13 protein-coding genes and 1 tRNA gene are annotated in these 12,727 nt (G+C 63.7%); 4 read left to right on the top strand and 10 right to left on the bottom strand.

The annotated features are described in order from the left end of the window. Position 1 precedes the first annotated feature (1 nt). Genes sctS through ACW9H9_RS16090 form a run of 9 tightly spaced genes read right to left on the bottom strand, consistent with a single transcriptional unit; the run spans position 2 to position 8,187 of the window. A complete protein-coding gene (sctS, locus tag ACW9H9_RS16130) occupies positions 2-262 on the bottom strand; it encodes a type III secretion system export apparatus subunit SctS (RefSeq protein WP_457344214.1) in 261 nt (86 codons plus the stop codon). A gap of 7 nt (positions 263-269) precedes the next feature. Next, the gene (sctR, locus tag ACW9H9_RS16125) at positions 270-923 is read right to left on the bottom strand and encodes a type III secretion system export apparatus subunit SctR (RefSeq protein ID WP_457344213.1); all 654 of its coding nucleotides are present in this window, start codon (positions 921-923) and stop codon (positions 270-272) included. Then, complete coding sequence (locus ACW9H9_RS16120) at positions 920-1,945, bottom strand: FliM/FliN family flagellar motor switch protein (protein WP_457344212.1); 1,026 nt, start codon at positions 1,943-1,945, stop codon at positions 920-922. Before ACW9H9_RS16120 ends, sctR begins: the two co-directional genes overlap by 4 nt. Next, positions 1,942-2,370, bottom strand: a complete 429-nt coding sequence (locus ACW9H9_RS16115; protein ID WP_457344211.1) for a type III secretion system HrpP C-terminal domain-containing protein — start codon at positions 2,368-2,370, stop codon at positions 1,942-1,944. Before ACW9H9_RS16115 ends, ACW9H9_RS16120 begins: the two co-directional genes overlap by 4 nt. Further along, complete coding sequence (sctO, locus tag ACW9H9_RS16110) at positions 2,367-2,780, bottom strand: type III secretion system stalk subunit SctO (protein WP_457344210.1); 414 nt, start codon at positions 2,778-2,780, stop codon at positions 2,367-2,369. Before sctO ends, ACW9H9_RS16115 begins: the two co-directional genes overlap by 4 nt. Then, positions 2,767-4,125 (bottom strand): FliI/YscN family ATPase, encoded by a 1,359-nt coding sequence (locus ACW9H9_RS16105; RefSeq protein ID WP_457344209.1) that lies wholly within the window; start codon positions 4,123-4,125, stop codon positions 2,767-2,769. The genes sctO and ACW9H9_RS16105 overlap by 14 nt, the downstream gene beginning before the upstream one ends. After that, positions 4,122-4,997, bottom strand: coding sequence for an FHA domain-containing protein (locus ACW9H9_RS16100; protein WP_457344208.1), 876 nt, complete (start codon positions 4,995-4,997; stop codon positions 4,122-4,124). Before ACW9H9_RS16100 ends, ACW9H9_RS16105 begins: the two co-directional genes overlap by 4 nt. Beyond that, positions 4,997-7,084 (bottom strand): type III secretion system export apparatus subunit SctV, encoded by a 2,088-nt coding sequence (gene sctV / locus ACW9H9_RS16095; RefSeq protein WP_457344207.1) that lies wholly within the window; start codon positions 7,082-7,084, stop codon positions 4,997-4,999. The genes ACW9H9_RS16100 and sctV overlap by 1 nt, the downstream gene beginning before the upstream one ends. After that, a complete protein-coding gene (locus tag ACW9H9_RS16090) occupies positions 7,081-8,187 on the bottom strand; it encodes a TyeA family type III secretion system gatekeeper subunit (protein ID WP_457344206.1) in 1,107 nt (368 codons plus the stop codon). The genes sctV and ACW9H9_RS16090 overlap by 4 nt, the downstream gene beginning before the upstream one ends. Positions 8,188-8,453: 266 nt before the next feature. Between ACW9H9_RS16090 and ACW9H9_RS16085 the strand changes: the two genes are divergently transcribed. After that, positions 8,454-9,005, top strand: coding sequence for an RNA polymerase sigma factor (locus tag ACW9H9_RS16085; protein ID WP_457344205.1), 552 nt, complete (start codon positions 8,454-8,456; stop codon positions 9,003-9,005). A gap of 36 nt (positions 9,006-9,041) precedes the next feature. On the opposite strand, the gene ACW9H9_RS16080 is transcribed toward ACW9H9_RS16085, so the two are convergent. After that, on the bottom strand, positions 9,042-10,229 hold the full coding sequence (locus ACW9H9_RS16080; RefSeq protein ID WP_457344203.1) for an MFS transporter: 1,188 nt from the start codon (positions 10,227-10,229) through the stop codon (positions 9,042-9,044). Positions 10,230-10,629: 400 nt separating this feature from the next. Between ACW9H9_RS16080 and ACW9H9_RS16075 the strand changes: the two genes are divergently transcribed. The 3 genes from ACW9H9_RS16075 to ACW9H9_RS16065 all read left to right on the top strand — a co-directional run bounded on the left by ACW9H9_RS16075 (position 10,630) and on the right by ACW9H9_RS16065 (position 12,475). Then, on the top strand, positions 10,630-10,866 hold the full coding sequence (locus ACW9H9_RS16075) for a DUF6124 family protein (RefSeq protein WP_457344202.1): 237 nt from the start codon (positions 10,630-10,632) through the stop codon (positions 10,864-10,866). 132 nt (positions 10,867-10,998) lie between these two features. Continuing rightward, positions 10,999-11,075, top strand: a tRNA-Met gene (locus tag ACW9H9_RS16070). Positions 11,076-11,233: 158 nt separating this feature from the next. Further along, positions 11,234-12,475, top strand: a complete 1,242-nt coding sequence (locus ACW9H9_RS16065; RefSeq protein WP_457344284.1) for a tyrosine-type recombinase/integrase — start codon at positions 11,234-11,236, stop codon at positions 12,473-12,475. The last annotated feature ends 252 nt before the right edge of the window (positions 12,476-12,727 follow it).

The following is a 12,727-nucleotide window of genomic DNA, read 5'->3' as shown; positions in this document are numbered from 1 at the left end:
CTCAAAGCGCCGAACGCGCCACGATGTCAAAGGTCAGGTGGATCAGTTTCATCAGTTCCACGCCGATCCAGCGCCCGGTCAGCGCCAGGGTGATGCCCACCGCCACCAGCTTGATGCCAAAGGGCAGCGTCTGGTCTTGCACCTGCATCAAGGCCTGCACCAGCGAGGTCAGCACGCCCACAATCACGGCCACGATCAACGGCGGCGCCGACAGCACCACCACCAGCAACATGCCTTGCTTGAACAGCTGAATCGGGTCCATGGGCTACTCAAAGAAAGGAGAGAAAAAGGCTGTCGAGCAAGCGCGACCACCCCGACACCAACACAAACAACAACAGCTTGAGCGGCAGTGAAATGGTCATCGGCGACACCATCTGCATGCCCAGCGCCAACAGCAGGTTGGACACGATCAGGTCGATGACGATGAACGGGATGTAAATCAGAAACCCCACCTCGAACCCCGCCTGCAATTGCGACAGCACGAACGCCGGGATCAGCAGGATCAGGTCTTCGCGCTCGGTGGCCCGGGCCATTTCCGGCGGCCACAGGCGGGCGGTGTTTTCATGCAGATGAATAAGCAGGTCCGGGTCGATGTTGCGCAGCATGAACGCGCGCAGCGGTTGGATCGCGACCAGGCCGGTGTCCTGGAATGCCTGCACGCTGCTGGTATCCACCGGCGAAACCTTGATGATCTGCGCGATCTCGTACCCCACCGGCGCCATCACAAACAGCGTGGCCGCCAGCGCAATGCCGTTGAGCGCCATGCTCGGCGGCACTTGCTGCACGCCGATGGCGTTGCGGGTAATCATCAGCACGATGACGATTTTCAGAAACGCCGTGCACACGATCAACAACATCGGCATCAGTGACAACGCGCCCAGAAACAGCGCCAGCAATAGGGGGTCGACCCCCTGGAAACTCATCGGGAAAAAATCACGTGGGACAACTGCAAGCCAAGGCGACCCTCCACCTCCACCAATTGCCCGCGACCAATGGGCCGGTCGCCGTAATACAACCCGGCCATGCCCGGCGCGTAGCCCGATAACCCCAGCACCGCGCCCGGCACCAGTTGGCGCAGTTCGCCCAAGGTCAGTTGCAAGGTGCCGCAGCGCACCGTCAGGGCCATCGCCAATTCGTCGAACGGCTCGTGCCCAAACGCATCGACCGGCGCTTGATCATGCCCCTGCCCGTCCCAGGCGTGCCCGTGGGCGCCCATTTCCAGTTCGTCATCCATAGCCGTGTCCTCTAGAGCCAAAAGCGTCAGGCGCAGGGCGCCGGTTTCATCGTCGATACGCCCGCGCAAGCGCCGCCGGCCCAGGCGTACCTGGCCGTCACCGTGGGCGTTGAACAACACCGATTCGAGCAGCACCACATCACCGGGCCGCAGGCCGCTCAATTGGGTGAGCGACAGACGCAGGCCGCCGACCGACACCGGCAGGCCCAACGCAAACCCGGCAGGCAAGGCGCGCGCCAGCGGCGCCCATGCGGCGGCGCCGATCAGCGCGGCCAGGCTGGCAGGCGCCAGCATCAGCCGCGCAACGACCCGGGCGCCGTCCAGCGTCACCGTCAACCGGCAGCCAAACGCCTTGCTGTGCACCTGGCCGAGCGGGCGCAGGTAACCGAACAGCGCCACCAGTTGCGGGCTCAGCCCGTCCTGGAACAGCGCCCAGAACCAGGCATGCGGGTCGTTGCCCGCCTCGGCCAGCACCACCGGGTGCTCACCCCACAAACTGAGCACCGCGCCGGGCTCGCTGAACGTCAGCACACCGTGGGCCGTCTCCACCGACAGCAGACCCTGGCCCGCTGGCGCAGGCCCAGGTTCCAGGCACAGTTCACCGGCCTTGCCCGCCACCTCAAAGCACAGCCGCAGGCCACGGCCCAACTGGCGCCGCGCCGCGACCTTGGCGCCGTCCACCACGGGGACTTTCAGCGGCGTCAGCCTCATGTTTCGTCCACGTCAATCACCTGCATCCGCACCGGCTGGCCGAGCGCACGGGCGAGACGGTCTTCGCACCCCGCGCGCGCGCCCACCAGCCAGCGTGAGGTGGGCGCCTCTTCGGCGCGCAGGGCGATGTCCCACGTCGCCAGCTCGCGCCGGGCGCTGAGGTGGATGCGGCCCAGGCGCGGCAGGTACAGCACCGCCTGCAACGGCGATTGAGAGGGGTCGCACAGGCGCAGCGCCAGTTGGTCAGACAGGCTCACGAACAGCCCGTCGTCGGCGTGCCCGGCCTTGGGTCGCTCACCGCCGCCTGCCACGTAGCGGGCAAACAGGCGACCGTGCTCCCAGGTGATTGCGCCTTCGCCACGCGGTACGCGTTCGGCAGGCGGTTCACGCGGGCGTTCAGGCTGGGTCACAGGCGGTGAGTTCATGGGGACTCCTCGGCGAGCAGTGCACACAATTCCTTGAGTTTTTCGACGTCCCGCAGGCATTGGCTCACGTGCTTTTGCGCTTGCTCGATCTGCGGCAACTGGTCGGTCTGCTGCGTGCACAACACCTGAAGTTGGTCCTCTTCGCGAACCGTGCCCGCGAGCAACGTGCGCTCTTGCGTGCCCCAGGCCTTGAGCGCCTGCATCGACAGCACTTGCCCCTGATGCTGGCGGGCCAGCTCAGCGCTTTGCCGGGCCTCGTCCAGGCGGGTTTGCGCCAGTGCACCGCGCGCCTGCTCGACCTGCGCCAGCAACGCCGCCTGGGCTCTTTTGGCCTCGCCCAGCGCGCGCTCGGCCCGGTCGGCGCGGTGCCTGCGCAGGCGGCGCAGGGTGTCGAGTTCAGAAAGGGACATAGGCCGTCAGCTCGCTCAGTTGGTCCAGCGTCGACGCCAGCGGCGACGGCTCGCGCAGGTCCTGGCGCAAGAACGCCTCGACCGCTTGGCGGCTTTGCACGGCCTGGTCGGTGAGGGCGTCGGCACCGGCCTGGTATTCGCCCAACTTGAGCATCAGTTCGATCTGCTGATACGCCGACAACAGCCGTCGCAACGCGGTGCCGGCACGAAGGTGTTCGGCCTCGGCCACGTTGCTCAAGATGCGTGACAGGCTGGCCAGCACATCCACCGCCGGGTAGTGCCCGCGCTCAGCCAGTTTGCGCGAGAGCACGATGTGCCCGTCGAGCAGCGAGCGCACTTCATCGGCCACCGGGTCGCTCATGGAGTCCTGTTCGATCAGCACGGTGTAGATCGCGGTGATCACGCCCTGGCGCGTCAGCCCGGCGCGTTCCACCAGGCGCGGCAGCAAGCTGTAGACCGAAGGCGGCAGCCCGCCGCGCCCCAATGGCTCACCGGCGGCCAGGCCAATTTCGCGCTGGGCGCGGGCGAAACGGGTGAGCGAGTCGATCAGCAACAACACGCGCTTGCCCTGGCTGCGAAACCCTTCGGCCAACGCGGTGGCGGTAAAGGCGGCGCGAGCGCGCTCCATGCTGGAGCGGTCGGAGGTGGCGCACACCAGCACGGCTTTGGCGCGCAGTTGGTCGTCCAGTTCATGGTCGAGAAACTCGCGCAGCTCGCGCCCCCGCTCACCGATCAAGCCAAACACGATCACATCGCAGTCCACGTTGCGGGCGATCTCGGCCAGCAAGGTGGTCTTGCCGCACCCGGCCCCGGCGAACAGGCCCACGCGCTGCCCTTCGCCCAGGGTGAGCAAGCCATCGATCGAACGCACGCCCGTGGGCAAGGCGCGGTGAATGCGCGGGCGTTCGGTGGGCAGCGGCGCCTCGCACAACACCGGGGTGGCCCCTTGGGTGTCCAGGCGGGCAAACGCGCCGGGGCCGCTGCCCGTTATCGGGCGGCCAAAGCCATCGAGTACCGCCCCCAGCAAGTCTTCGCCCACACGCACCCGGTGCGGCATGCCCAGGCGCTGCACGCTGGCGCCGACGCGCACGCCTTCCAGGTTGCCCAGGGCGCTGAGCACGGCGTCTTGCTGATCAAAGCCGATGATCTCGGCGAGCATGCTGTCGCCCTCGGGTTTTTCTACCAGGCACAGGTCGCCGATGCGCGAGCCCGGCAGCCGGCATTCCAGCAACATGCCGTTGACCCGCTGGATGCGCCCGCGCATCGCCACGGGCGAATACTGCGCCAACGCCGCTTCCTGGCGCCGCTGCCAGGCGGCCAGGCGTTGTGCGATGTCGTCGCTCACCAGCCCACCTCATAGCGTTGCTGGCCGTCGAAGACCACCTTGTTGGGCTCGATGGAGATCAGCCGCACGCCGTCGACTTCGTCCCCCAAGAACACCCGGCGACCTTCGTCCAGGACCACGTGGCCGTTCGTGCCGCCCACGATCTGCACGATGCGAAACGGCAGCTGGCGGCTCTGTTCGCGCACCCGGCTGATCACCGGCACCGGCGTGTCGAACTGCTCGCGAAACCGATTGAGCATGCGCGACACCAGGCCCACCTCGTCGGCGTTGGCCACGCCGCTGATCACCACTTGGCCGTTGACGACCTCCAGCGCGAGGCGCTCGCCCAGCTCACGCTCACCGAGCATTTTGAGCAGTTGCTGGCGCACCTCGTAGGCACTGTCGAGCGCGGGTTTGTGCTCGGTGGCGCCCATCAGCGAGGCCTGTGGGTCGTCGGTGAGCGCCAGGCCCAGTGCGAGGGTCAGCAGCGCCCCCAGCCCCAACAGGCCCACCAGGCGTTTTTGCTGGAGCGCAGGTGCTCCAGGGGGTGGCGTGCGGATGAGCGCCGGGGCAGCCGGGGCCGGTTCCTGTGGCCAGGGCTGGTCGGCCAGGGCGACGTACAGACGCACGTTGCCCACGGCAAACGGCGTGTCGATGCCAAGGTCGGTGATGCGTGCCTGGGTCTGCCCGGCGCCATCGTGCAACAGGCCTTCCTGGGCCTGCACCGACCAGCAATCGGCCACGCAGCGCAACTGCGCATGCCGTACGGCAATGCCTGGGTCATACAGCGCCAGGTCTGCTTCGTCGGTGGCGCCGATCCACCACTGTTCACCGAACAGCGGCAAGGCCGCGCCCTGATGTTGGCCGTCGAGCACCCGCAATTCGTACAGCATCAGGCCACCGCCTCATGCAGCAGGCCGCTCTGGTTCAAGTCGAAACGCCCCAGCACCTTGACCTTGGCCGAACTGCCAAGCTCGGCGAACGACAACACCGGCACATGGTTGAAATCGTCGACCATCAGGGTGCGCAGCGGGCTGCGTAAATCCTGCGCTACCAGCAGCACGCTGCGGGTCTTGGCGCGCAACGAAAAGGCCTGCTCCAACAGGTCGACAAAGGCTGCGCTGTGCTCGTTGTCCAGGGCAAAGAACACCCCGGTCTGGGTCTGGCGCAGGGCCTCGCGAAAGACGTTTTCGGTGTGCGGGGAAAACAGCCAGGCGTGCAGGCCGTCGGCCTCGCTGTACTGGTGGTAGATCTGCGCCTTGAGGGCGATGCGGGCGTAGTCGGTGAGCGCTTCGGGCTCACGTTCGTGCTGGCCGTATTCGATCAACGCCTCGACGATCAAGCGCACGGCCCGCAGGGGCACGCCTTCGCTGGCCAGGCGTTGCAGCACCGCCGAAAAGCGCGACAGCGGCATGATCCGTTGCAGCTCCTGCACCAGTTCCGGCTGGGCGAACTCCAGCCAACTGAGCACCGCCTTGCTCTCCTGAATGCCGAGAAACTGCGGCCCGCTGAGCATCATCGCGCGGCGCATACGCTCCACGATCAGGGCATGGCTGGTGAGGCGTTCCAACTGTTCATCGGCCAGAAGCGGGTCATCGGGCAGCAGCCAGCACCAGTCCTGTTCGTCGCGTTCGGCAAGGCCGACCTGGCCTTGGGCGCCTGGCGTCTGGCGGTCCACGGCGACACGCTCACCCATCGTGGCCATGAGCATGGGCACTTCGTGCACGCAGAAGCGAAATTCATCGTCGGCCAGCAGCGGCGAGTAGTCGATGTCGAACGGTGGCAGCGTCAACCCAACGCTGGCGACCAGGCCGTTGCGGGTCTGCCGGATGGCCTGCAACAGCGCCAGTGTGACCGCCGCGTTTTTTTGCGTCAGGGGAAACTGCAAAACGTAGGGGCGCGACGGGTCGAAGCCGCGCAGGTCTTCGTCGCCATTTTGCTCGGCGGGAATTTCGGCGGCTTTACCTGCGTCCGGTTGCTCGCCCTTTTGCCGTTGGCGCGCCAGGTAGTAGCCCAGGCAGCCGGTGGCCAGCGAGATGAGGATGAACACCACGGTGGGCATGCCCGGCAGCGTGGCAAACGCGAGCATGCCCACCGACGCGATCATCCAGCTCTTGGGCTCGCTGGTCATTTGCCGGGCGATTTCGGCGCCCATGTTGTTGACGCCGCGGTTGCGCCCGTCCGGCGCCACGCGGGTGATGATCATGCCGGCCGTCAACGAGATCAGCAGCGCGGGGATCTGCGCGATCAGGCCGTCGCCGATGGTCAGCACCGAGTACAACGCCATGGAGTCGGCAGCGCTCATGTCGTGCTGGAACATGCCGGTGGAAAAGCCGCCGAGCAGGTTGATGACCACAATAATCAGGCCCGCGATGGCGTCGCCCTTGACGAACTTCATGGCGCCGTCCATGGCGCCGAACAGCTGGCTTTCCCGCGAGAGCTGGTCGCGTTTGTCACGCGCTTGCTGGCCGTCGATCAGCCCGGCGCGCAGGTCGCTGTCGATGGACATCTGCTTACCGGGCATCGCGTCGAGGCTGAAGCGCGCCGCCACTTCGGCGACCCGTTCCGAGCCCTTGGTGATCACCAGGAAGTTGACCAGGGTCAGGATCATGAAGATCACCAGGCCCACCGCCAGGTTGCCGCCCACCACAAAATTGCCGAAGGCCTCGACGATGTCACCGGCGTCTTGCTCCAACAGAATCAGGCGCGTGGTGGCGATCGACAGCGCCAGGCGAAACATGGTGGTCAGCAGCAGAATCGAGGGAAACGAAGAGAACGCCAACGGCCCCGGCAGGTACAGCGCCAGCACGATCAGCAGGCAGGAAATACAGATATTCAGCGCGATCAGAATGTCCACCAGCCAGGTGGGCAACGGCACGATAAAGATGAAGACGATGGCCAGCACCACCACCGCCCCCAGCACCTCGGCCCGGCGCGCCACTTTGAGCAGCAGGCCGTTGACCGATCGCAGCAACGTCATGAGAGAGAAGGCGCCAGGCTAAGGGCCAGGCGGCCTTCGGCCGTGGTGCGCTCGCCCATCAGCGTGAGGAAATTGTGCAACGCGTCCTGGCGCCCGCGACTGTCGCACCACAGCGCCAGCGGCAGGCTTTGCAGCAACGGGTACAACGCGTTGAGCATCACCAGTTGCCCCGACAGCCCCTCCCCACCCAACTCGCGGCCCAGGCGCTCAACCTCACTGGGCGCGATGCCGGTGCTGGCGTAGCCCAACAGGCGTTGCAGCAACGCCACGGCCTCGGCCTCGGTACGCGGCCACTCAGGCGGCAGGCGCAGCATCAATTCGCGGCAACCGCACAACACGCCGTTAAGCTGACCGCAGGCCTGCAACCCCAGCAGCAAGGTGCGCAGTTGCACCGTGGGGGAAGAAGGGCTGCGCGCCGCGACGTCATCGGCCAGCGCACGACGCATCAACTGCAGGCCGTTGTTGAAGCCTTCGCTGCCAAACAGGCCGAGCAACGATTGCATCATCAACGCCAGGGACTGGCGCACCACCACGCTGGCGTAATAGAGCTGGCGGACGGCCTGGCGCAGGTCCGGGTCCTGGCAGCCCTTGAGCAGAGAGTGCGCGGTGTTGAGCCCGGCCTGAATCTGCGGCGCGTATTGAGCGTGCACCTGCGCGAGCATTTCGTCGGCCTGCTGGGCTTCGTGGCTGCGCCCCTCCACCTGCGCCAAGAGGCCCGCATGCTGCAACACCACGTGGGTACGCACCGGGTCGTCGCCAGTGAGTTTGAGCACGTCCTCAACACTGGCCCGTTGCAGCAGACGGATACGCACCTGGCGCGCCATGTGCGCCAGGCTCGCTTGCGCAGGGTGGCCCAGTTGGTCGTAGAGCTGCGCCAGTTGTTCGATTTTTTCAACCTGGGACCCGGCACTCGACACGCTCAGTTGGCGCTGATCGAGGGCCTTGCTGCTCAGCTCGACCTGTTGGCTGAACAGCATGCCGATCTCTTCGGCGTTGCTGTGTTGAGGCACTTGGGGCGCCGTGGTGTTCGCCAGCGGCGTGACCGGCGGCGAGGCCAAGGGCGGGAGGTTCTGAACATCGCTCAGGGAGGTGTCGACTTTCATAAGGGGGTGCCGGGAGTGGGGTCTGGTGCCCCTTGTGTGGCAGGCCACTCCCGAACAGTTCCCATCGCTCTGACACATTTTCTTGCGCGCGCAACAACCGGCGCTGGGGTGCTGTTGGCGGCGCAAGTTCTTGCAAAGCAGGGGCAGTCATACAGAAAAATATCTATATATATCAACTGGATATAAATATTTTTTGCTTGGCACAAGCGGTGCTTAGGGGGCCTGTCGCACACCTTTCGACAGTAACTGCCCTGAGGAAAAAAACCATGGATCACTCAACCCATGTCATTGAAACCACCTGCTCCTTTGCGTCACAGACCTTGCTTGACCTGTCGAGCGAGCAACAGAAAAAGCTGCGCAGTTTCATTCACAAGCGCGTGCTCAACCCCGATGATGCCGAAGATATTGTGCAGTTGACCTACCTTGAGGCCTGGCGCAGCCGCGACCGTTTTGGCGGCCAGGCCACGCTCAGCACCTGGATGTGCGGGATCGCGCAGAACCTGATCCGCAATCACTTTCGCAGGCTCTACGCCAAGCCAGTGCATTGCGAATTCGACGAGACGCTGTGGCACGGCCAGGAAGAGGTCAGCGACCTGGGCTGGCAATTCGAGGTCAACCGCCGGTTGGAAACCACCCTGTGCGCCATCAACAACCTGCCCGCCGAAATGCGCAACACGCTCTACGCCTCACTGGAAACCGACGGCAGCTACCAGGACACCGCCGACGTCCTGGCCATCCCCATCGGCACTGTGCGCTCGCGGCTTTCGCGGGCCCGCGAGCAACTCAAGCGCGTCACCCAGCCCCACGCCTCCCGCTAGGAGCGGTACTGCCCAGGGACAGGGCATACCCACCCCTCAGGCTTTTTTGGTGCGCGGCAACAGAATCGCCAGCACGCCGAACAGCGGCAAGAACGAGCACAGCGTGTACACGTACTCGATGCCATGAATGTCCGCCAGGTGCCCCAGCAGCGCCGCACCGATCCCGCCAAACCCGAACATCAGCCCAAAGAACACACCGGCGATCATGCCCACATTGCCCGGCACCAACTCCTGCGCGTACACCACAATCGCCGAGAACGCCGAGGCCAGGATAAAGCCGATCACCACGCTCAACACGGTGGTCCAGAACAGGTCCACGTGGGGCAGGATCAACGTGAACGGCGCCACGCCCAGGATCGAAAACCAGATCACGGCCTTACGCCCGATTTTGTCGCCGATCGGCCCGCCAAAAAACGTCCCCGCCGCCACCGCGCCCAGAAACAGGAACAAGTGCAGTTGCGAGCTGGCCACCGACAGGTCGAACTTTTCGATCAAGTAGAAGGTGAAATAGCTGGTGAAACTGGACATGTAGAAGTACTTGGAAAACACCAACAGCCCCAGCACCACCAGCGCGCTGAGCACCCGGCCCTTGGACAGCCCGTGCGTGGCGGCCTGGCCTTGCTTGAGCTTGAACAGGTTGAGGTGGTTGGCGTACCAACGGCTGATGGCATACAGCAGCACCAACGCAAACACCGCGAACAGGCCGAACCAGGCCACATGGCCCTGCCCGTAAGGAATGATGATCGCCGCCGCCAGCAGCGGGCCAAACGCAGACCCTGCGTTACCCCCTACCTGGAAGGTGGACTGCGCCAACCCATAACGCCCGCCCGAGGCCAGGCGCGCCACGCGCGAGGCTTCGGGGTGAAAGGTGGACGAGCCCACACCAATCAACGCCGCCGCCAGCAAAATGAGCGGGAAACTGCCCACCTGGGACATCATCAAAATACCCACCAGCGTGCACACCGTGCCGCAGGGCAACAGGTAGGGCTTGGGGTGGCGGTCGGTGTAATAGCCGACCCAGGGTTGCAGCAGCGATGCGGTCACCTGAAACGTGAGGGTGATCAGGCCGACCTGGGTGAACGTCAGGCCGTAGTTGGCCTTGAGCATGGGGTAGATGGACGGCAGCACGGACTGGATCAAGTCATTGATCAAATGCGCCAGCGCCACCGCGCCGATGATGCGCATCACCAGCGGGCTGGCGGTTGGGGAATTGCTCTGAGCCATGGGGGTTATTTCCGTACAACGGGTGGGTGCACAGGGGCAGGTGCGACAATGTGCCACTTTTGGGTGCAGGAAGGCTATCCCGTTAGGGGGCTAACGAACGGGATGAAAGAGCCAGCAGGGTAAATCGCTTTAATTTGCGGGAGGTTTCCTAGAGAATCTTTCGGCCTTGTGCCTGGTGGGGGTGGGTGGCTAGTCTTCGGTTCGTCGCTGATTTTCGGCGACCGGGTTTAGCAGCCCGAACCAATAGACGCACGGTTTACATCCCCAGTTATGGTGGCTGTGCGTGGGGCATCTTCGGGTGCGCCGGTTTTCTATTGGCCGGTCTGCTAACCCGCGTACAGCCGCCACCTTTCGTTTAGCAGCGTCGGTAGCGGCTCCCCTGTCCAATAGGAGCTACACCATGACCCATGTACTGCCCGACCCACCCACTCAGTGCTACACCGCCAGCGAACACCTGAGTTTCGAAGACGCCCTGCTCTACACCGCCCACCTGCTCCACAGCGCCTCGGCCACCGCACTCGACTGCCGCGAAGGCCTGCAACCCCACGACCGCGCCAGAATCCAGGCCGTGTGGCACCTGGTGGAAATGGCCAAGACCCTGGTGGACCGCTCCCTCGAATGCATGGCCCCCCACTGACCCACCGAGGGCACACACTCCACCACTCGTCGCTTCGGCCCGGGGTTGTCGATAAACAATTGATAGCGTAGAAAAAATCTAGAAAAAAGCGCTTGACGCATCCGCGTTCTGCGCGAATAATGCGCGCCACTTGGCTACATAGCTCAGTTGGTTAGAGCATAGCATTCATAATGCTGGGGTCCGGGGTTCAAGTCCCTGTGTAGCCACCAAGTACCGATCCATAGATGTCTACAGCAGTCTGTGAATCACCTCAAGAAGCCCGCCTTGTGCGGGCTTTCTTGTTTCTGGCTATCTCTCCTTGTATCCCCCTATACCTTCCCCCTGTGTATCCTCGAAAAATAATTGAACCGAGGGGATACAAGCCAAAATAAAGCGATCCGAGATAAAACGCCGCCCCCTTTCCGATACCGCATTGGCCGGCCTGGAGCCTGATGCCAACGAGTATCGCGAGCTGGACGGGAGCGGCCTTTATTTCCGCGTGAAGCCTGATGGCCAAAAGTCCTGGCAGCTTCGCTACAAGAAGCCCGTCGGCAAATGGTCATGGCTTGGGCTTGGCGGTTACCCCGAGGTGAGCGGATCAGTCGCCAGGCAGAAAGCGGGCGAATTGCGCACCGACGCCGCCGACGGCAAAAACCCGATCGTTACCAAGCAAGCCCGCAAGAAAGCAGAAAGGGATGTCGCCGGCGAGACATTCGAGCCACTGGCGAGAGAGTGGTACGCATCACGTCTCACCAACTGGGACGCCGGCACCGCCAAGCGAATCATCGGCGCCCTGGAACGTCACGTCTTCCCAGTGTTCGGCAAGCGCCCCTACGCAGACATCACACCGCTTGAGTGGATGGAGTTTCTGCGCGGCATGGAGCAGCAGGGAATCCTCGAGCAAATGAGCCGGGTGCGCTCGTACTGCCGAGACGCCTACGACCTGGCACGGGTAACTGGCCGGGCAACCCATAACCCGCTTGATGGGCTGCAAAAATACCTCCAGTCCGGCAAAACCGAAAACTACGCCCACGTCTCACCCGATGAGCTTCCCGGCCTGATCCGCGCCATCGCTGCCTATCCGCACGCCCACGATGTGCGTCTCGGCCTTCGCCTGCTGAGCCTGTTCGCCGTGCGCCCTAGCGAGCTGCGCGAGGCGCAGTGGTCGGAGTTCGATTTCGCCAAGAAGATTTGGACGATCCCAGTCGAGCGCAAAGGCCGCAAAAAGGGCCTTGAACACCTGGTGCCGCTTTCGTCTCAGGCGATCGAGGCGCTGGAGGAACTGCGCCAGTACACCGGCAGCTATCCCCTTCTGTTCCCTGGCCGTAGCTACCACACCAAACCACGCAGTGATACCGTGTTTTTGATGGCGCTACGCCGTATGGGATATGAGGGCCGACAAACCGGTCACGGCTTTCGACATATCGCGTCGACAGTGCTCAACGAGAACGGGTTCGACGAGAACCACGTCGAGGCCCAGCTTTCACACAAAAAACCCGGCGTTGCCGGCATCTACAACAAGGCTCAGTACCTACCGCAGCGCACAAGCATGATGCAATGGTATGCGAACTACCTCGACGGCCTTGCCGGCGGCATCGTGGTAAAAGGCGAATTCAGCAAGAGGGCCTGATCCGGGCCTTCCTTTACTCCCGTAGACACATATAGACTGGCCGACATTACTGTTTAGATAGCCAGTACCTGCCTTTAGCAGTACAACGCCCATTCGCTGAAGTATGTGAAACTGGCGTAAACCTGGCTAGCCATCTATTGCTAAAGGGAACGCCTCGGGGGCGATTCCCTTGGCATTGACTAGCGATAGTATTGTCCCTAGTGTACTGTTTTCGAAATAATTTACTTATTGACTACGGCTTCAAGTGCCTCG

Source organism: Pseudomonas sp. SDO5215_S409 (assembly GCF_054071325.1).
This window is presented reverse-complemented; position numbering and strand designations above follow the sequence as displayed.